18 protein-coding genes are annotated in these 18,549 nt (G+C 63.0%); 14 read left to right on the forward strand and 4 right to left on the reverse strand.

Annotated elements, in window-relative coordinates; translation table 11 throughout:
* Positions 1-885, reverse strand: coding sequence for a phosphoserine phosphatase SerB (gene serB, locus F2P47_RS14250; protein WP_152217051.1), 885 nt, complete (start codon positions 883-885; stop codon positions 1-3).
* 131 nt (positions 886-1,016) lie between these two features.
* Between serB and miaA the strand changes: the two genes are divergently transcribed.
* The 7 genes from miaA to F2P47_RS14285 all read left to right on the forward strand — a co-directional run bounded on the left by miaA (position 1,017) and on the right by F2P47_RS14285 (position 7,714).
* On the forward strand, positions 1,017-1,967 hold the full coding sequence (gene miaA, locus F2P47_RS14255; protein WP_152217052.1) for a tRNA (adenosine(37)-N6)-dimethylallyltransferase MiaA: 951 nt from the start codon (positions 1,017-1,019) through the stop codon (positions 1,965-1,967).
* A 147-nt stretch (positions 1,968-2,114) separates the two neighbouring features.
* The gene (locus F2P47_RS14260) at positions 2,115-3,872 is read left to right on the forward strand and encodes an acetolactate synthase 3 large subunit (RefSeq protein WP_152217053.1); all 1,758 of its coding nucleotides are present in this window, start codon (positions 2,115-2,117) and stop codon (positions 3,870-3,872) included.
* A gap of 126 nt (positions 3,873-3,998) precedes the next feature.
* Entirely contained in the window at positions 3,999-4,511 is a 513-nt protein-coding gene (ilvN, locus tag F2P47_RS14265; protein ID WP_152217125.1) for an acetolactate synthase small subunit, read from the forward strand.
* 34 nt (positions 4,512-4,545) lie between these two features.
* Positions 4,546-5,565, forward strand: coding sequence for a ketol-acid reductoisomerase (gene ilvC / locus F2P47_RS14270; RefSeq protein WP_152217054.1), 1,020 nt, complete (start codon positions 4,546-4,548; stop codon positions 5,563-5,565).
* Between the two features lie 158 nt (positions 5,566-5,723).
* Positions 5,724-6,428, forward strand: coding sequence for an aspartate/glutamate racemase family protein (locus F2P47_RS14275; RefSeq protein ID WP_152217055.1), 705 nt, complete (start codon positions 5,724-5,726; stop codon positions 6,426-6,428).
* Positions 6,429-6,493: 65 nt separating this feature from the next.
* Positions 6,494-6,832 (forward strand): cupredoxin domain-containing protein, encoded by a 339-nt coding sequence (locus F2P47_RS14280; protein ID WP_204886698.1) that lies wholly within the window; start codon positions 6,494-6,496, stop codon positions 6,830-6,832.
* An 18-nt stretch (positions 6,833-6,850) separates the two neighbouring features.
* Complete coding sequence (locus F2P47_RS14285) at positions 6,851-7,714, forward strand: FTR1 family iron permease (RefSeq protein ID WP_152217056.1); 864 nt, start codon at positions 6,851-6,853, stop codon at positions 7,712-7,714.
* Positions 7,715-7,716: 2 nt separating this feature from the next.
* Here F2P47_RS14285 and F2P47_RS14290 read toward each other — a convergent pair whose 3' ends face one another.
* The 3 genes from F2P47_RS14290 to F2P47_RS14300 form a co-directional block, all read right to left on the reverse strand.
* Complete coding sequence (locus tag F2P47_RS14290; protein ID WP_152217057.1) at positions 7,717-8,424, reverse strand: alpha/beta hydrolase; 708 nt, start codon at positions 8,422-8,424, stop codon at positions 7,717-7,719.
* Between the two features lie 78 nt (positions 8,425-8,502).
* On the reverse strand, positions 8,503-9,444 hold the full coding sequence (locus F2P47_RS14295; protein WP_152217058.1) for a cation diffusion facilitator family transporter: 942 nt from the start codon (positions 9,442-9,444) through the stop codon (positions 8,503-8,505).
* Positions 9,444-9,770, reverse strand: a complete 327-nt coding sequence (locus F2P47_RS14300; protein ID WP_204886700.1) for an ArsR/SmtB family transcription factor — start codon at positions 9,768-9,770, stop codon at positions 9,444-9,446. The genes F2P47_RS14295 and F2P47_RS14300 overlap by 1 nt, the downstream gene beginning before the upstream one ends.
* Positions 9,771-9,898: 128 nt before the next feature.
* Here F2P47_RS14300 and purT point away from each other — a divergent pair, with 128 nt between their 5' ends.
* The 7 genes from purT (at position 9,899) to rodA (ending at position 18,504) form a co-directional block, all read left to right on the forward strand.
* Entirely contained in the window at positions 9,899-11,095 is a 1,197-nt protein-coding gene (gene purT, locus F2P47_RS14305; protein WP_152217060.1) for a formate-dependent phosphoribosylglycinamide formyltransferase, read from the forward strand.
* Between the two features lie 116 nt (positions 11,096-11,211).
* Complete coding sequence (locus F2P47_RS14310) at positions 11,212-12,177, forward strand: LysR family transcriptional regulator (RefSeq protein ID WP_152217061.1); 966 nt, start codon at positions 11,212-11,214, stop codon at positions 12,175-12,177.
* Positions 12,178-12,661: 484 nt separating this feature from the next.
* Complete coding sequence (locus F2P47_RS14315) at positions 12,662-13,702, forward strand: rod shape-determining protein (protein WP_152217062.1); 1,041 nt, start codon at positions 12,662-12,664, stop codon at positions 13,700-13,702.
* Positions 13,703-13,755: 53 nt separating this feature from the next.
* On the forward strand, positions 13,756-14,925 hold the full coding sequence (mreC, locus tag F2P47_RS14320; RefSeq protein ID WP_152217063.1) for a rod shape-determining protein MreC: 1,170 nt from the start codon (positions 13,756-13,758) through the stop codon (positions 14,923-14,925).
* A complete protein-coding gene (mreD, locus tag F2P47_RS14325) occupies positions 14,925-15,458 on the forward strand; it encodes a rod shape-determining protein MreD (protein WP_152217064.1) in 534 nt (177 codons plus the stop codon). Before mreC ends, mreD begins: the two co-directional genes overlap by 1 nt.
* Before the next feature lie 20 nt (positions 15,459-15,478).
* Positions 15,479-17,356, forward strand: a complete 1,878-nt coding sequence (gene mrdA, locus F2P47_RS14330; protein WP_152217065.1) for a penicillin-binding protein 2 — start codon at positions 15,479-15,481, stop codon at positions 17,354-17,356.
* Entirely contained in the window at positions 17,356-18,504 is a 1,149-nt protein-coding gene (gene rodA, locus F2P47_RS14335) for a rod shape-determining protein RodA (RefSeq protein WP_152217066.1), read from the forward strand. Before mrdA ends, rodA begins: the two co-directional genes overlap by 1 nt.
* Positions 18,505-18,549: the final 45 nt, after the last annotated feature.

Raw genomic sequence — 18,549 nt, forward strand, 5'->3', positions numbered from 1 at the left:
TCAGCCCCTGATCTCTTCCCGGTGATAACCCTGCAGATAGAGCAGAGCCGTCAGGTCGCCATGGTCGATGCGTGCATCGGCAGCCTCGGCGACGACGGGCTTCGCATGGAAGGCGACGCCCAGACCCGCTTCCTCGATCATGCCGAGATCGTTGGCGCCGTCGCCGACAGCCATGGTCGCATGGGGCGTGAGCTTCAGTTCTTCGCGCAGGTTCACGAGCGACTCGATCTTCGCATAGCGGCCGAGGATCGGCTCGCCCACTTCGCCGGTGAGTTTGCCGTCGGCGAAGATCAGCGTGTTGGCGCGGTTGAGATTGAAGCCGACGGCGGCGGCGACGCGCTCGGTGAAGAAAGTGAAGCCGCCCGAGACGAGGGCGCAGGTCGCGCCATTCGCACGCATCGTGCTTACAAGGGCGCGTCCACCGGGTGTCTCGACAATGCGCTCGGCATAGACTTTTTCGAGCGAGGCGAGGGGCAGGCCCTTCAACAGGCCGACGCGCTCTTTTAGCGCCGGTTCGAAGGCGATCTCGCCGCGCATGGCGCGTTCCGTGATCGCGGAAATCCGGTCCTTGATGCCCAGTTCAGCGGCCAGCTCGTCGATGCACTCCTGCTGGATGATCGTCGAGTCCATGTCGGCGACGAGAAGGCCCTTCTTGCGGTTACCCGCGACCTGCACCGAAAGATCGATTTTCGTGTCCGAAAACCTGGCCCGGATCGTCGCCTCAACGGATTTCCCGTCCTCGGCCTCGAAATGGAGGTCGCAGGCGGCACCCGGCGCAAGCCAGTCTGGCGCGGAGGGCGAGGGCAAAATGCTGCCGGCGGCGGCGACAAGTGTCTCGGTGAGTGCCGTGGCGCTGTTACCGATCAGGGTGAGGGTGTATTTCATGCCGAAACGAGTCCAGATACGTCATGCCCCGCTTCAGGCGGGGCATCCACGTCTTCGCTGCGAAGAAGGATTATGCCGCGAAGGCGTGGATGGCCCGGACAAGCCGGGCCATGACGACAAAAAGGTGTGCGGTGGATAAGCCACTCGACGTCAAACAGGCGATCCTTATTGCAGGGCCGACCGCAAGCGGCAAGTCCGCGCTGGCGCTCGGTCTGGCCGAAAGGCTGGGCGGCGAGATCGTCAACGCGGACTCGATGCAGATCTACCGCGAATTGCGGGTGCTAACGGCCCGCCCCTCGGCCGCGGAAGAGGCTCGCGTCCCGCATCATCTTTATGGCGTGATTTCCGGGGCGGAGCTTTGCTCGGCCGGTCGCTGGTCCCGCATGGCGATCGAAGCCATTGCCGATATCGAGGCGCGGGGCCATGTCCCTATCGTTGTCGGCGGCACGGGGCTTTATTTCAAGGCGCTGATCGAGGGCTTTTCGCCCATTCCGGACGTGCCCGACGCGGTGCGCGAGGCGGCGCGTTCGGAGGTCGAGGCGGCGGGCGACGAGGCCCACGCCCTGCTCGCGGCGGTCGATCCGGCTCTCGCCGAGGTCATCCGCCCCTCCGACCGGCAGCGCATCGCCCGCGGCATCGAGGTCGCCCGGGCGACAGGGCGGCCCCTCAGCGCATGGCAGAAACAGCCGCGCGAGCCCTTGCTCGCAGGGAGTATCGCCAAAATCGTGCTGGCGCCGGACCGCGCCTGGCTTCGCGCCCGCTGCGACGCCCGTTTCGAGACGATGGTGCAGGAGGGCGCCATCGAGGAAGCCCGCGCGCTTGCCGCAATGCACCTCGCCCCGGAACTTCCGGTGATGAAAGCCCTCGGCCTCAGGCCCCTCATCGACTATGTATCTGGAAAGATTGAGCTTTCAGAAGCCGTTACGCTTGGCCAGGCGGAGACGCGGGCCTATGCCAAACGGCAGGAGACCTGGTTCAAAACTCAGATGATTACGTGGCAGCGCTTTTCTGAGCAAGATTCGGAAAGGCTTTTGGCAAAAATCTTTTCATTTATTGATGGTTTGGGGTTGACCCGCCCCTGAGGCGCAGCTAGGTTGCCCGCGATTTTGAGGCTCCCTCGCTCGCTATGGCCCGGTCTGTCCGGGCCATCATGTTTTTGGAGGCGGCGAGAGGGACGTGGATGGCCCACATGAAGCGGGCCATGACGCACAAACGGAAGGAAGCGACCCATGGCTGCCCAGGAACTGACAGGCGCTGAAATTGTCATCAAGGCTCTGGTCGATCAGGGCGTGGACACCATTTTCGGCTATCCGGGCGGCGCGGTGCTTCCGATCTATGACGCGCTGTTCCAGCAGAACAAGATCCGCCACATCCTCGTCCGCCACGAGCAGGGTGCCGTCCATGCGGCGGAAGGCTATGCGCGCTCGACGGGCAAGCCCGGCGTCGTCCTCGTGACCTCCGGTCCCGGCGCGACCAATGCCGTCACCGGCCTCACCGATGCGCTGATGGATTCGATCCCGCTCGTCTGCCTGACGGGGCAGGTCGCCACGCATCTGATCGGCAACGACGCCTTCCAGGAATGCGACACGGTCGGCATCACGCGCCCCTGCACGAAACACAACTGGCTCGTCAATTCGGCGAAAGAGCTGACGCGCGTCATGCACGAGGCTTTCTATGTCGCGACCAATGGCCGTCCGGGCCCGGTCGTCATCGACATCCCGAAGGACGTTCAGTTTCAGAAGGCCGAATATGTCGGCCCGCAGAATGTCGTCCACAAGACCTATCGTCCGAAGGTGAAGGGCGACATCGAGGCGATCAAGGCGGCGGTCGATCTGATCGCCACCGCGAAGAAGCCGATCTTCTACACGGGCGGCGGCATCATCAATTCGGGGCCTTTCGCCAGCCAGCTGCTGCGCGAATTCGTGCAGCTCACGGGCTTCCCGATCACCTCGACGTTGATGGGCCTCGGTGCTTATCCCGCCTCCGACAAGCAGTGGCTCGGCATGCTCGGCATGCATGGCACCTACGAAGCCAACAATGCGATGCATGACTGCGACGTCATGATCAATATCGGCGCGCGCTTCGACGACCGTGTGACGGGCCGCATTGATGCCTTTGCGCCGAACTCGAAGAAGATACACATCGACATCGATGCGTCCTCGATCAACAAGATCATCCACGCCGATATCGGCATTGTCGGCGATGCGGGCCATGTCCTTGAGGACATGATCCGCATCTGGAAGTCGAAGGCCGTGAAGATCGACAAGTCCGCGCTTGCCGACTGGTGGAGGCAGATCGACCATTGGCGCGACCGTCGCTCGCTTGACTACAAGAAGTCGGACGAGATCATCAAACCGCAATATGCGATCGAGCGTCTCTACCAGCTGACCAAGGACCGCGAGACCTACATCACGACCGAAGTCGGCCAGCATCAGATGTGGGCGGCCCAGCACTATCACTTCGAGAAGCCGAACCGCTGGCTGACTTCCGGCGGCCTAGGCACGATGGGCTACGGCCTGCCGGCGGCTATCGGTGTGCAGATCGCGCATCCGGATGCACTCGTCATCGACATCGCGGGCGAAGCCTCGATCCAGATGTGCATTCAGGAAATCTCGACAGCCATGCAGTTCATGGCGCCGGTCAAGATCTTCATCCTGAACAACGAATATATGGGCATGGTGCGCCAGTGGCAGGAACTGCTGCATGGCGGCCGCTACTCGCACTCCTATTCGGAGTCGCTGCCCGACTTCGTGAAGCTCGCCGAAGCCTTCGGCGCGGTGGGCATCCGGGCGAAGACGCCCGGCGAACTCGACGACAAGATCAAGCAGATGATCGACACCCCCGGACCGGTGGTTTTCGACTGCGTGGTCGACAAGTTCGAGAATTGCTACCCGATGATCCCCTCGGGTGCTGCCCATAATGAAATGATCCTGGGCGACGACCCTGAAGCCGCCATGGTCACGGAAGAGGGCAAAATGCTCGTTTAACGGCTTTTCGGCCCCCAAAAGGGGCCGATTGCCCTTTCGCGCCGGGCCTCCCCTGGGCTATAGAGCCGGGGCAAAGCGGGGCAGGCGCTCGCCTTTATGTGAAAAACCAAGCCCGCAGGGACGATGATGAGCAACGAGAGCAATATCGAACGGCACACGATCGCCGTGCTCGTGGACAACGAGGCGGGTGTGCTCGCGCGCGTCATCGGGCTCTTTTCGGGCCGCGGCTACAATATCGAGAGCCTGACGGTGGCCGAGGTCGACCAGGCCGAGCACACCTCGCGCATCACCATCGTGACGGTCGGCACGCCCATGGTGATCGAGCAGATCAAGGCGCAGCTCGCGCGCCTCGTGCCGGTACACAAGGTCGTTGACCTCACGGTGGACACCAAGGCGGTGGAGCGCGAAATGGCGCTCATCAAGGTTACGGGCTCGGGGGAGAAGCGCGTCGAAGCGCTGCGCCTCTCCGATGCCTTCCGCGCGCGCGTCATCGACACGACGCATAATTCCTTCGTGTTCGAAGTGACCGGCGCGCCGGACAAGATCGACGCCTTCATCGGGCTGATGCGCCCGCTGGGGCTGGTGGATGTTTCGCGGACAGGTGTCGTCGCTATCGCGCGCGGCCCCGAGGCGATGTGACGGATTAAACGGAAAGTCGAAAAGGACGAGAGCCATGCGCGTTTATTATGATCGCGACGCAGACGTGAACCTGATCAAGGGCAAGAAGGTTGCCATCATCGGCTACGGCAGCCAGGGCCATGCCCACGCGCTCAATCTGCGCGACTCGGGCGTGAAGGAAGTCGCCGTCGCGCTGCGCGAAGGTTCGGCCACTGCGAAGAAGGCAGAAGGCGAGGGCCTGAAGGTTCTCTCTGTCGCCGAAGCCGCGAAGTGGGCCGACGTGCTCATGATGCTCACCCCGGACGAACTCCAGGGCGACATCTACAAGGATCACCTGCACGCCAACATGAAGCCCGGCGCGGCGCTCCTTTTCGCCCACGGCCTCAACATCCATTTCAGCCTGATCGAGCCGCGCGCCGACATCGACGTGCTCATGGTCGCGCCGAAGGGCCCCGGCCACACGGTGCGTTCGGAATACAAGCGCGGCGGCGGCGTGCCTTGCCTCATCGCCGTCCATCAGGACGCGAGCGGCAACGCCCATGACGTCGGCCTCTCCTATGCCTCGTCGATCGGTGGTGGCCGCGCCGGCATCATTGAGACGACCTTCCAGGAAGAGTGCGAGACGGATCTTTTCGGCGAGCAGGTCGTGCTCTGCGGCGGTCTGGTCGAACTCATCCGCGCCGGTTTCGAAACGCTGGTCGAGGGTGGCTATGCCCCCGAGATGGCTTATTTCGAGTGCCTGCACGAAGTGAAGCTCATCGTCGACCTCATCTATGAGGGCGGCATTGCCAACATGAACTACTCGGTCTCGAACACTGCCGAATATGGCGAGTACGTCACGGGCCCGCGCATCATCACGCCGGAAACCAAGGCCGAGATGAAGCGCGTTCTCACCGACATTCAGACCGGCAAGTTCACGCGCGACTGGATGCTCGAGAACAAGGTCAATCAGACCAGCTTCAAGGCCATCCGTGCCCGCAACGCTGCCCATCCGATCGAGGAAGTCGGCCAGCGTCTGCGCGCCATGATGCCGTGGATCGCCGCCAACAAACTCGTAGACAAGGACAAGAACTGACGCGATCTCGCGAACAGCCCTAGTCGCTACAGGGGGCCCTCCGCGGAGATCGCGGAGGGCCCTTTCTCTTTGGGGCGACGATGAATTGATGAATGTCATCCGGGTTTCATGCGGGGATGACAGTTAGACTTGAACAGTCGAGGTTGAAGGAGAGCGACATGCCCCCATCGTCTCAGCGTCACGGCGCCGACATCGCCTTTCTGCATACGGCGGCGATCCATATCGACACTTTCGACGCGCTCGGAGCCGAGATCGCGCCGGAATTGAAGCTCACCCATGTGGTGCGCGAGGATCTGCTCGCCGCCGCCGAGAAGGCGGGGCATGCGACGCCGGGGCTCGTGCTCAAGACGCGCGAGGCGCTGCTGGCATTGGCCGATGGAGGCGCGAGTACGGTCGTCTGCACCTGCTCGACGCTGGGCGCGGTTGCCGAAGCGGCGAATGCAGAGGCCGCCGTGCCGATCCTCCGGATCGACCGGCCGATGGCCGACCTCGCGGTTCTGCTAGGTCATCGCATCGGCATCGCCGCCTGTGTGCCCGCGACCGTGCCGAATACCGAGGCGTTGATCGCCGAATCGGCCCGGGCCGTCGCACGGGATTTCGAGCTCGAAACCTTCCTTTTCGACGACATCTGGACCGCGTTCCGGGAGGGGCGGCTCGACGACTATTACCAGGGGATCGCGGCACGGATCGCCGATATAGCCCGTCGCGTCGACGTGCTGGTCCTCGCCCAGGCCTCGATGGCCCCTGCGGCGGCGCTTTGTCACAATCTTCCGATTCCGGTCCTTTCCAGTCCCCGGATCGGCTTCGAGGCGGCGGCGCGGCTCGCCAACCAGGTCAAGACGATGCGGCGAAATGCGCGTTGACATAAGTTGCGAATGATTATCAGATGCCGCAAGTTCAATCTGCCTAACCTGCGGGCCCGAAAAACATGATGCGTCATTTCCTGTCTGCTGCGGCTGTGATCCTCGTCATGGGAGCCGCGGCGCCTGCGTTTGCCGAGGAGCCGGCGACTTTCGAAATCACGATCAAGGATCACAAGTTCGACCCGGCCGTCCTCGAAGTGCCGGCGAACAAGGAGATCAAGCTCGTCGTCAAGAATCTCGACGAGACGCCGGAGGAATTCGAATCCACCGAACTCAACCGCGAGAAGATCATCGGCGGCGGCAGGCAGGGCGTCTTCTATCTCGATCCGCTGAAGGCGGGGACCTACCCCTTCTTCGGCGAGTTCAATCAGGCGACGGCGCAAGGCAAGCTGATCGCCAAATAATTTGTAAGGTAGCTCGCCATGCTCGCGACCCTGATCATCGTCTTTCGTGAAGTCATCGAGGCGGCGCTTGTCCTCAGCATCGTCGCGGCTGCGACGAGGGGTGTGGCGGGCCGTCACAAGTGGCTCGTGCTCGGCGTCCTGGGCGGTCTTGCGGGCGCGGCCCTCGTCGCGATCTTCGCGGGCGCGATTTCAGACTCGCTGGAAGGGGCGGGGCAGGAAGTCTTCAACGCCAGCGTGCTCTTCGTCGCCGTCATCATGCTTGCCTGGCACAATGTCTGGATGAGCAGCCATGGCCGCGAGCTTGCCGCGGAGATGAAGGCTGTGGGGCACGACGTGTCGGTGGGCGCGCGCCCGCTTTATGCGGTTGCCATCGTTGTCGGCATGGCCATCCTGCGCGAGGGCTCGGAAGTCGTGCTTTTCCTTTACGGCATTGCGAGCGGCGGTGTCGGAGCCTCGGGCCTTCTGTTCGGCGGCGTGATCGGCGTTGCGGCAGGTGCGGCGCTGGGCTTCGCGCTTTATTTCGGTCTGCTCAATCTCTCGACGCGCCACCTGTTCTCGGTGACGAGCTGGCTGATCCTGCTGCTCGCGGCGGGCATGGCCGCGCAGGGCGCGAATTTCCTCACACAGGCCGATATTCTTCCTTCGCTCGGCCGCGCGATCTGGGACACGTCGTGGCTGCTGACGGAAAGCAGTCTCGTCGGTCAGCTTCTCCACACGCTGATCGGCTATACGGCGCGGCCCTCGGGTATCCAGATTGTCTTCTATGTGGGAACGCTCATCCTCATCGGCGGCGCGATGAAGCTCTACGGCGACACGCGCACCCAGGCGAAGTCCGGCGGTCAGCCGAAATCCGGCAACGCTGCGCCGCGTCCCATCGCCTGACTTCAGTAAAACCAGGAATTGACGCCCGAGCGGTCGAAGGGCTGCCAGGCTCCTTCCGGCAGCGCCAGCCGGTCGGCAATCGCCCAGAGCACGAGCGGATTGACGCTCATGCCCATGTGGCTGGCCTGAACCTCTATATTGTCCGTTTGCGGACTTTCCGCTTCGCGGCATGCTTCCCATGGCACGACGCCATCGCTCTTCGAATAGATAGCGGTGCAGGGCACGGGCGGCGCAACGCGCAGGCGTTTGGCGAGTTCGGGGTCGTAGCTTCCGTCCATTCTGTAGCCGGCGGCAAAGGGGCTTCCCAGCGTGATGACCTGACGCACCAGCGAGGGCAGATCGCGGGCAAGCTCGCGCGCATAGATGCCGCCAAGCGACCAGCCGATGATGCTGACGCGGCGCTGATAGCGGTCGGACAATTCCTTGAAGCGGTCGCGTACGCCCTGCCGGATCTTCTCGCTCGGGCCCCAGTTCATGCCGAGCTTCCAGGGATGGACCTGATAGCCAAGCATCTGGAGATAGCGGCGCAGCACCACCGTCGAGCCATCGGAAGTCAGCATGCCGGGCAGAACGAGAACCGGGTGGCCATCGCCGCGCGGCGCATGCATCAGCGCGGGCAAAGCGGGCGCCATGGAACCCAGTTCGAGAAAGGCGCGGAGTTCTCCGAGCCGGGAAAAGAGGCTCGGCTCTTCAGGCACGGAATAGGACATGGGAACTCCGGGGTGACGCAGCGGCACGCGCCATGTTAGCGCGTCCGGCGCTTCCGGTCACTCGATGATGACGGGCGCCTAATGAAGCCTGTCATGCCCGCTATCGGTGCATTCGCCGCGCTCGAGTTGCACGGTCGCATGGCCGATACCGAATTCTGAACCAAGCCGCGCCTTGATGTCGGAAAGCGCCGTATTGCCATCCACGCCATCCGCGAGGTGCGCATGGAGGGTGACGAGCGATTGGCCTTGCGTCAGCGACCAGGCATGGACGTGGTGGACATTGTCGACGCCCTCGACATTTTTTACGAGGTCGGCCGCGATTTCGTCGGGATCGAGTCCAGGTGGCGTCCCCTCCATGAGGATATGCGCCGAATCCCGCGTGATCTTCCATGCGCTGCGAAGAATGAGGAGCGCGACGAGGACGGAGAGCATGGGGTCTACCGGCATGAAGCCGGTGAGCAGAATGACAATGGCGGCAATGATCGCCGCGACAGAGCCGAGCAGGTCGCCCAGCACATGCAGTGCGGCGCCTTTGAGATTGAGGCTGTCGCCCGCGCCGTGAAGCATCAGGAAGGAGAGGATATTGACGCCAAGTCCGCCGATGGCGACGACGAGCATGGGGCCGCCCAGAACTTCGATCGGACGCATGAGGCGCAGGCCCGCTTCGACGATGATCCACGCCGAAAGCGCCAGCATGACGAAGCCATTGAGAAAGGCTGCGAGGATTTCGGCGCGATGCCAGCCATAGCTGCGTGCCTCATCCGCCGGACGTCGGGCGAGACGCACAGCAATCCAGGCGAGTGCCAGCGCGCCCGTATCGGTCAGCATGTGCCCTGCATCGGCGATAAGGGCAAGTGAGCCGGAGATGAAACCGCCCGCCGCCTCGACAAGCATGAAGCCGCCGGTGATCCACAGTGCGACGAGTACACGGCGCTCATTGCCCGCACCATGCTCGTGCGAATGACCATGACCGTGGTCATGCTCGCGATGATCCTGCCCGTGATGGTGCTCGGCAGACATTATTCAGGTTCCTCGTTCACATGGGCGACCATGTCGGCGATGACGTGGCGCACATGGGCATCGTGAATGCGATAGAAAATCTGCTTTCCGCGCCGTTCGGCAGTGACGAGGCGCGCAGCGCGCAGCAGCCGCAGGTGATGACTGACAAGGGAAGAGGAGAGGCCGAGCTTGTCGGCCATGTGACCGACTGATTGCGGCCCCTCCAGCGTCTCCACGACGATGCGGAGCCGGCTCGGATCGCCGAGCAGGCGGAACATTTCGGCGAGTTCCACCGCCTTGTCGTCGGAAAGCGAGGGCTCGGTTGTCGTCAGGGTGTGTTGGGGCATCTCAACCACATATGAACAGATGTTCATATGTATCGGAGTGGCGAGGGGGAATCAAGTCGAGTCGTATGGCTGCCCGCCTTGTGCTACATCGCGGCCATTCATATTCAAGCCTCACCGGGGAACCATCCATGCGTATCGGCACACCGCTCACAAAAGGCGCGACGCGGGTCATGCTTCTGGGCTCCGGCGAACTCGGCAAGGAGGTAGCGATCGAGCTTCAGCGCTATGGCGCGGAGGTGATCGCCGTCGATCGTTACGAGAATGCCCCCGCCCAGCAGGTGGCGCACCGCTCATACGTCATCCAGATGACCGACGCGGCGGCATTGCGCGCGCTGGTCGAAAAGGAGCGCCCGCATCTCATCGTTCCCGAGATCGAGGCCATCGCCACCGACGAGTTGGCGAAGATCGAGGCTGAAGGTCTTGCCGAGGTGATCCCGACGGCGCGCGCCGCGCAGCTCACCATGAACCGCGAAGGCATTCGCCGCCTCGCTGCCGAAGAGCTGGGCCTGCCGACTTCGCCCTATGCCTTTGCGGCCAGCGCCGAGGACCTGCGGGCAGGTGCGGCCAAAGTCGGCTTTCCCTGCTTCGTGAAGCCGGTCATGTCGTCGTCGGGCAAAGGGCAGAGTTATGTCGAGAATGCCGAGGGCGTTCAGGCGGCATGGGATTATGCGATGGCGGCGGGGCGCGTCGAGCGCCAGCTCGTCATTGTCGAGGGCCGCATCGATTTTGATTACGAGATCACGCAGCTTACCGTCCGCGCACGCGGCGCCTCGGGCGAGATCGAAACGCATTTCTGCGATCCGGTCGGCCATGTGCAGGTGAAGGGCGACTATGTCGAAAGCTGGCAACCCCAGAAGATGACCGCGAAGGCGCTGGCTAGTGCCCGCGATATCGCCAAGAAGGTAACGGATGCGCTGGGCGGGCGCGGCATTTTCGGCGTCGAGCTTTTCGTGAAGGGCGACGATGTCTGGTTCTCGGAAGTGAGTCCGCGCCCGCATGATACGGGCCTCGTCACGCTGGTCAGCCAGTATCAGAGCGAATTCGCGCTCCATGCCCGCGCGATCCTCGGCCTGCCGGTTTCGACAGAGCTTCTCGCGCCGGGGGCTTCCGCCGTCATTTATGGCGGCATGGACGAGCAGGGCATCGCCTTCGAGGGGCTCGACCAGGCGCTGGCCGTGCCGGGCACCGAGGTTCGGCTCTTTGGCAAGCCTGAATCCTTCCAGCGCCGCCGCATGGGCGTGGCGCTTGCCCGGGGGGCGGATATGGCCGAGGCACGTGCGCGTGCGAAGGAGGCGGCTTCGCGAGTGAAGCCCGTTAAGGGGTAAAAGCCCGTCCACCTATTGCAAATTCGCAGCATATTTTTTGTCATGCTGCATTTATTCTATGTTCAAAGCCCGGTACGCTCATCCAGGCAAGGGCGTTTTGCGCCAAAGCAGGTAGGATGAGCATGGATTGGGACGATCTCCGCTACTTCCTGGCGGTCGCGGGCGCGGGCAGCCTCTCCGGCGCTGCGCAGCAGCTTGGCGTCAACACAACCACCGTTCTGCGCCGCGTCGCCTCGCTGGAGGACGATCTCGGCGCTCGCCTTTTCGAGCGCGAGCGCACGGGCTACCGGCTGACGGCGGCGGGCGAGAAGCTTGTGGAGGCGCTGGAGCCTGTGGACAGGCGGCTTTCGGCTCTCCCCAGGGATTTTGCCGTCTCCGGCTCGGGCAGCGAGGGCACGGTGCGCCTCGCGGCCAGCGAGATGCTGGCGGCCACCCTCATTGCGCCGGAACTGCCATCTTTCCGGGCCGCTCATCCGGGTCTTGAACTTGAGCTGGTGGATGACCCAAGGGGCGCAAGTCTCGGCGCCGCCCCACGTATCGGTAATCCGCTGCGGGATGTGGATGTCGCGCTCCGCGCCGCCCGGCCGACCCAGGGCGACATGCTTATGCGAAAAGTCGGCGACATGGCCTATGGGCTCTATGCCTCGTCGGCCTATCTCGCCGAAAAGGGCCGGCCGGAGCAGATGTCGGACCTCGCCGGGCATGACATCATCGGCTTTCCTCGCGGCGAAACGCCATTGGGTCCGGTTTGGTGGATGTCGCGCGCCGAGAAATCTTCCAGTGTTACAGTCCGCTCGTGGAGCGCCGCCGCGCGCGCGGAAGCGGCGCGGCGAAACCTCGGCCTCACGGCCTTGCCATGCCTCATCGCCGACCGTGACCCGACCCTCGAACGGGTATTCGGGCCGGATCTGCTGGGTGCTCTCGAATTGTGGCTCATGGCGCGTAATGACCTCGCCCAGCTCGCGCATGTCAGGGCGGTTATGGAGTTCATTGTCGAGGCGGTGAAGCGCCATCGCGCGGCGCTCGAAGGGCGTTCGCACGAGATCACCGAGCTTGCCCTCAAACCCTTGAAAAGCCCCTAAAATAAGGTCTTTTTCGTTGCGCCTGTATCGGCTTTCGGCGTACAAACCTCAGGCCGCCGCGCACGCCCGAGGTGGAATCGCCGCGCTCGGCGATTCGCTGTGGTAGCCGAAACGCTGACAGGAAGCGATGTGCTTTCGCGGGGTGGGCGATGGTCCGGCCGGCACCAGCAAACAAGTGATGAGGCGGGTAAAAAAGAATGACCCGAAGGGTGGGAGCAAGCAGGAAAGCGGGGGTGGAAGGCACCGATTCTCGCGTCCACGCATCGCCCCCCTCCCGCAAGGCGCCCCGGCTTGTTCGCATACGGATAAATAATGGGGACATGCTTCCCGGACTTTTACGATAGCCTTGCCGTCCGGCTTCCGGCACGGCTGTGACCGGCGGCTTGTTAACCAAATAGCCACCGCGATTGAAGACACTTTCAACCGTCGACGGAACTTACGACTGCGAACTCCGCCGACATACCGTTAAAGGATAAAGATAGACATGCTTTCCGGTCTGCTCGGCATGTTCTCCGCTGATATGGCAATCGACCTCGGCACGGCGAACACCCTCGTCTATGTCAAGGGTCGGGGCATCGTGCTCAACGAACCCTCAGTCGTGGCCATCATCGAGAAGGGGGGAAAGAAGCAGGTGCTCGCCGTCGGCGAGGAAGCCAAGCTGATGCTCGGTCGCACCCCCGGCAACATTCAGGCGATCCGCCCCATGCGGGACGGCGTCATCGCCGACTTCGAAGTTGCCGAAGAGATGATCAAGCATTTCATCCGCAAGGTTCACAATCGGCGTTCCTTCGCCAATCCGCAGATCATCGTCTGCGTGCCGTCGGGTTCGACGGCGGTCGAGCGTCGCGCCATTCAGGAGTCGGCACTTTCCGCCGGCGCCCGCCGCGTCTATCTGATCGAGGAGCCGATGGCTGCCGCGATCGGCGCAGGGTTGCCGGTGACGGAGCCCACCGGCTCAATGGTTGTCGATATCGGCGGCGGCACGACGGAAGTCGCGGTGCTCTCGCTGGGCGGCATTGTCTATGCGCGCTCCGTCCGCGTCGGCGGCGACAAGATGGACGAAGCGATCATCGCCTATATCCGCCGCCACCATAACCTGCTGGTGGGTGAGGCGTCTGCCGAGCGCATCAAGAAGGAAGTCGGCTCCGCCGCAATTCCCTCCGATGGCGACGGCATGACCATCGAGATCAAGGGCCGCGACCTGATGAACGGCGTTCCGAAGGAAATCCGTATCGGCCAGCGCCAGATCGCGGAAAGCCTTGCCGAGCCCGTCGGCGCCATCGTCGAAGCGGTGAAGGTCGCGCTCGAAGCGACGCCGCCTGAACTCGCCGCCGATATCGTGGACAAGGGCATCGTGCTGACGGGCGGCGGCGCGTTGCTCGCCAATCTCGACCAGGTGCTCCGCGACGAGACAGGTCTGCCGGTTTCGATCGCCGACGACGCGCTTTCCTGCGTGGCGCTCGGCACGGGCAAGGCGCTTGAGCACATCAAGACGATGAAGCACGTCCTTTCATCGGTCTACTGAGTTCAGACGTCAGTTCCGCATGGGCGGGCTGAAGGGGCAGCGGAAGCACTAACTTGGCGATAGATCCAAACCGGTCAGCAGTCCCGATCCGCGAAATCTCCAACAGGATTTCGCTCGTCTTCATGCTGACGCTGGCGGCCGCCTTGCTGCTTCTCGGACGGGCGGAGACCTATGTCTTCGATGAGGCGCGGCAGGTCGTTACCGATATGACGGCGCCGCTGCTCGAAATTGCCTCGCGGCCCGTTTCCGCCGCGCGCCGCGTTGTCGAACGCACCGACGAATATGCCTATGTCTTCGACGAGAACGAGCGGCTTCGCGCTGAAAATGCCCGTCTCCTCGCCTGGAAGGACGCGGCGCTCAGGCTTGAGTCGAAGCTCGCGCGGTATGAGGCGCTGCTCAACGTCCAGATTGATCCGGCGATCAAATATGTCAGCGGCCGCGTCGTCAGCGACAATGGCGGGCCCTTCGTCGATACCGTCATCGTCAATGTTGGCCGTGAGGCCGGCGCGAAGAGCGGCGACGGCGTCGTCGATACGGATGGTCTCGTGGGGCGCATCGTCGCGACCGGCAAGAAGGCGAGCCGCATCCTGCTGCTTACCGATTTGAACAGCCGCATTCCCGTCGTCATCGAGCCCGCGCATTACAAGGCGGTGCTCGCGGGCGACAATACGGACTGGCCGAAGCTCGAATATCTGGCCTCCACGAGCAGCGTGTCGCCTGGCGACCGTGTCGTGACCTCCGGCGATGGCGGACTTATTCCGCCCGGCATACCCGTGGGCGTGGTCATCCAGACCAGCGACGGCTTCCTTCGCGTACAGACCTTTTCGGACCGCGACCGGCTCGATTTCGTGCGCATCCTCAAGTATGAATTTCCGAGCCAGATCGACCGGCAGGATCCTCCTGCGGTGCTGCTCGGACCGCCGGTTGAATCCAAGCCCGTGGAGCGCGTGAAGCCCGCCGCGACCATTCCGGGCGCCCCCAAACCCGCGACGCCACCTCTCACCGAGGGGGCGTCCGCGCCGGCAAAGCCCGCCAAACCTGCGCCGGTCGCCAAGAAGCCGGAGAAGAAGCCTGCACCGCCGCCGCAAGTCCTGCCGCCTGAAGCAACGCCAGCCGCGCCTTCTGCATCGACGATGCAGCCTGTGCCTGACGCGGAAGAGGATGTGCCACCGCCCGAGGAAGACGTCGTGCCGGGCAGCCAAGACACGCCGGGGACCGAGTGATGGCCAGGCTCGAATCCTATACGCCGACGCCGGGAGCCCGCGCGGGCCGCATCGTCCTGACGGTGTTGCCCTTTGTCATGGGTCTCGTCTGCGTATTGCTGTCCTTCGTGCCCATCGGCCGCATCTTCGGCACCTCGGTCATGCCGGCCTTCGGGCTGATGGCGATCTATTACTGGGCAATCGTGCGGCCTGAAATGTTCCCGGTCTATGCGGTGTTTCTTGTCGGCCTTCTGTCCGATCTCCTGTCAGGCGGGCCCATCGGGCTTTGGGCCTTCGTCTATGTGCTGACCTACATCGTCGTTCTGACGCAGCGCTTTCTCGCCATGAACGCGCCGTTCTCCGTCTTCTGGCTTGGCTTTCTGTTGGCGGCGATTTTCGCAGGGCTGGTCGGCTGGGTGGCGGCGTCGCTCTTTTATGGCGCGTTTCTTCCAATAAGGCCGATCGTCTGGCATCTCTTGGCGACGGTCGCGCTGTTTCCGCTTTTCGCTTTGATCTTCGGGCGCATCGAGCGCCGCATCCTTCCGTCAGGCTAGGGAAGGATCGGGGACGACACATGCAGATCGACGGAAGAGACAGTTCCCGCTACCAGACCTTCACCCGGCGTATGCTGGTGCTTGGCGGTGCGCAGGCGGCTGCCTTCGTCGTTCTGGCCGGGCGGATGTACTATCTGCAGGTTCTCAAGTCCGACGAATACCGGATGCTGGCGGAAGAAAACCGCATCAACGTCCGTCTGCTCGCGCCGCTCCGTGGTCGCATCGTCGATCGCTATGGCAGCGTGCTGGCTTCCAACCGGCAGAACTACCGCGCTGTGCTGGTCGCCGAGCAGACGCCGAATGTCGCCGAGACGCTGGACAGGCTTTCGCGCATCGTTGCGATCACGCCCTTCGACCGCAAGAAGATCATGCGCGATATCGCGCGTTCGCCGCGCTTTATGCCGGTGACGGTCGCCGAAGACCTGAGCTGGGAGCAATTCGCGCAGGTGAACATCAACGAGCCGGATCTTGCGGGCGTTCAGCCCGATGTCGGCGAGACGCGCCAATATCCCTACGCGATGGAACTCGCCCATGTTGTCGGCTATGTGGGGCCCGTTTCCGACAAGGAGATGGAAGCCGCAGACGACGAACAGCCGCTGTTGAAGCTGCCTGGCTTCCGCATCGGCAAGAGCGGCATCGAAAAGACCTATGACCAGGAGCTGCGCGGGATCGCGGGTGCAAGCCACGTCGAGGTCAATGCCTATGGCCGCGTCATCCGCGAACTCTCGAAGGATCAGGGCAAGCCCGGCGCGGAAATCGTGCTGACGCTGGACATGGAGATCCAGAAATTCGCCTGCGAGCGGCTCAAGGAAGAATCCGCCAGCGCCGTGGTCATGGATATCCACAGTGGCGATATTCTTTCCTTCGTCTCGACGCCGGCCTTCGATCCGAATGAATTCAACATGGGGTTGAGCCAGGACCAGTGGAAACTGCTGGTCGGAAATCCCTACAAGCCGCTGACCAACAAGGCGATTGCGGGCCTTTATCCGCCGGGCTCGACCTTCAAGACGATGACGGCGATTGCCGCGCTCGAGGCGGGCATCGACCCGAACCACACGGTCGGCTGTAACGGCAAATACGCACTGGGCAACCACGTCTTCCATTGCTGGAAGAAGGAGGGGCACGGTGCGATGAACATGCATGACGGGATCAAGCACTCCTGCGACGTCTATTTCTACGACGTCGCCAAGCGTGTCGGCATCGACGCCATCGCGAAGGTCGCAAGGCGCTTCGGGCTCGGCGAGACCTACGATCTCGAAATTCCCGGCGAGAAGAAGGGCATCGTTCCGAGCCGCGAATGGAAGCGCGCGACGACGGGCGTGAGCTGGCAGCAGGGCGAAACGCTCATCACCGGCATCGGACAGGGCTTCCTGCTGACGACGCCGTTGCAACTCGCGGTCATGGCCTCGCGGCTCGCCAATGGCGGCTTCGCGGTGAAGCCGCGCCTGACGCGCGCCGTGGGCGGGCAATTGCTGCCTGTGCCTGAAGCGCCGAAGATGGATGTCGACCCCGAACACCTGAAGATCGTGCAGGGCGGCATGAATGGCGTGTCGAACGAACAGGGTGGCACGGCCTATCGCGCGCGCATTGCCGAAGTCGGCATGGAACTCGCGGGCAAGACGGGTTCGGCGCAGGTACGCCGGATCAGCATGGCCGAGCGTGACTCAGGTGTGCGCAAGAACGATACGCTGGAATGGCGCCTGCGCGACCACGCGCTTTTCATCTGCTTTGCGCCCGTCGCTGACCCCAAATATGCTATGGCGCTTGTGATCGAGCATGGCGGCTCGGGTTCCGGCGCCGCCGCGCCTGCGGCGCGCGACATCATGCTCGAAGTGCAGAAGCGCAATCTGGCCCGGCCGCAAGCCTATGTGCCGCGCCCCGACGTGGAGGAGGCGTGATGTTGGACCTGCGCCGCTTCACTGGCCGCGACATGCGCATCAGCGACAAGCTGATGGAATTCAACTGGGGCTTCCTGCTTTTGCTCGCCGTTATCTCGTCGATGGGCTTCGCCATGCTCTATTCCGTGGCGGATGGGAGCTTTTCGCCCTGGGCCTTGAAGCAGATGGTTCGCTTCGTCGTGGGGGCCGGCATCATGATCGTCGTGGCGCTCGTCGACCTTCGGCTCTGGATGCGCATCGCCTATCCGCTCTATGCGATTGCGCTGGTGCTCGTCACTGCTGTCGACATTGTCGGCTTCAAGGGAATGGGTGCGCAGCGCTGGCTCAATCTCGGCATCATTCAGCTGCAGCCATCGGAGATCATGAAGGTCGCCATTCTTCTGGCGCTCGCCCGCTATTTCCACGGGTTGACGCTCGATGAAGTATCGCGCCTCAAGAACCTCATCATTCCGTTGCTCATCATCGTCGTGCCGGTGGGGCTGGTGGTGAAGCAGCCGGACCTCGGCACCGCGATTCTGCTCACCGTGTCGGGCGGCGTACTTTTCTTCGCGGCGGGCCTTGCCTGGCGATATTTCATTCTGGGCGGCGTCGCCGTTCTCGCGGCCATTCCGGTCGTCTGGGACCGATTACACGACTATCAGCGCAATCGCGTCTTTACCTTCCTGGATCCGGAGCGCGACCCGCTGGGCGCGGGCTATCACATTCTGCAATCGAAGATCGCGCTGGGTTCCGGCGGCGTTTTCGGCAAGGGGTTCATGGCGGGCACACAGGCGCATCTGAACTTTCTGCCGGAAAAGCAGACCGACTTCATTTTCACCATGCTCTGCGAGGAGCTGGGATTTGTGGGCGGGCTGACGCTGCTCGCCCTCTATGCGCTGGTGCTGATCTATTCCTTCAGCGTCGCCATGCAGTGCCGCAACCAGTTCGGCAGGCTGCTGGCGCTGGGAATATCGGTCAGTTTCTTTTTCTACGTTTTCATCAACTCGGCGATGGTCATGGGCCTCCTGCCCGTGGTCGGCGTGCCGCTGCCGCTTGTTTCATATGGCGGCACGGCCATGCTTTCGCTGATGTTCGCCTTCGGCCTGTTGATGAGCGTCTATATCCACCGCAACCTCGAAATTGCCCGCGGCAACAACGCTTTCTGGTGATCTGACCTGTCTTTTCGGCTTGGCGGGGATATACCGGGTCGTCGC

It is taken from the genome of Parvibaculum sedimenti (assembly GCF_009184905.1).
GTDB classification, from domain to species: Bacteria; Pseudomonadota; Alphaproteobacteria; order Parvibaculales; family Parvibaculaceae; genus Parvibaculum; species Parvibaculum sedimenti.

What these genes read in the sequence shown, in the direction of transcription:
- serB (WP_152217051.1), bottom strand. Translation starts at nt 885, where the DNA reads ATGAAATACACCCTCACCCTGATCGGTAACAGCGCCACGGCACTCACC.
- F2P47_RS14260 (WP_152217053.1), top strand. Translation starts at nt 2,115, where the DNA reads ATGGCTGCCCAGGAACTGACAGGCGCTGAAATTGTCATCAAGGCTCTG.
- ilvN (WP_152217125.1), top strand. Translation starts at nt 3,999, where the DNA reads ATGAGCAACGAGAGCAATATCGAACGGCACACGATCGCCGTGCTCGTG.
- ilvC (WP_152217054.1), top strand. Translation starts at nt 4,546, where the DNA reads ATGCGCGTTTATTATGATCGCGACGCAGACGTGAACCTGATCAAGGGC.
- F2P47_RS14275 (WP_152217055.1), top strand. Translation starts at nt 5,724, where the DNA reads ATGCCCCCATCGTCTCAGCGTCACGGCGCCGACATCGCCTTTCTGCAT.
- F2P47_RS14280 (WP_204886698.1), top strand. Translation starts at nt 6,494, where the DNA reads ATGATGCGTCATTTCCTGTCTGCTGCGGCTGTGATCCTCGTCATGGGA.
- F2P47_RS14285 (WP_152217056.1), top strand. Translation starts at nt 6,851, where the DNA reads ATGCTCGCGACCCTGATCATCGTCTTTCGTGAAGTCATCGAGGCGGCG.
- F2P47_RS14290 (WP_152217057.1), bottom strand. Translation starts at nt 8,424, where the DNA reads ATGTCCTATTCCGTGCCTGAAGAGCCGAGCCTCTTTTCCCGGCTCGGA.
- F2P47_RS14295 (WP_152217058.1), bottom strand. Translation starts at nt 9,444, where the DNA reads ATGTCTGCCGAGCACCATCACGGGCAGGATCATCGCGAGCATGACCAC.
- F2P47_RS14300 (WP_204886700.1), bottom strand. Translation starts at nt 9,770, where the DNA reads ATGCCCCAACACACCCTGACGACAACCGAGCCCTCGCTTTCCGACGAC.
- purT (WP_152217060.1), top strand. Translation starts at nt 9,899, where the DNA reads ATGCGTATCGGCACACCGCTCACAAAAGGCGCGACGCGGGTCATGCTT.
- F2P47_RS14310 (WP_152217061.1), top strand. Translation starts at nt 11,212, where the DNA reads ATGAGCATGGATTGGGACGATCTCCGCTACTTCCTGGCGGTCGCGGGC.
- F2P47_RS14315 (WP_152217062.1), top strand. Translation starts at nt 12,662, where the DNA reads ATGCTTTCCGGTCTGCTCGGCATGTTCTCCGCTGATATGGCAATCGAC.
- mreD (WP_152217064.1), top strand. Translation starts at nt 14,925, where the DNA reads ATGGCCAGGCTCGAATCCTATACGCCGACGCCGGGAGCCCGCGCGGGC.
- mrdA (WP_152217065.1), top strand. Translation starts at nt 15,479, where the DNA reads ATGCAGATCGACGGAAGAGACAGTTCCCGCTACCAGACCTTCACCCGG.
- rodA (WP_152217066.1), top strand. Translation starts at nt 17,356, where the DNA reads ATGTTGGACCTGCGCCGCTTCACTGGCCGCGACATGCGCATCAGCGAC.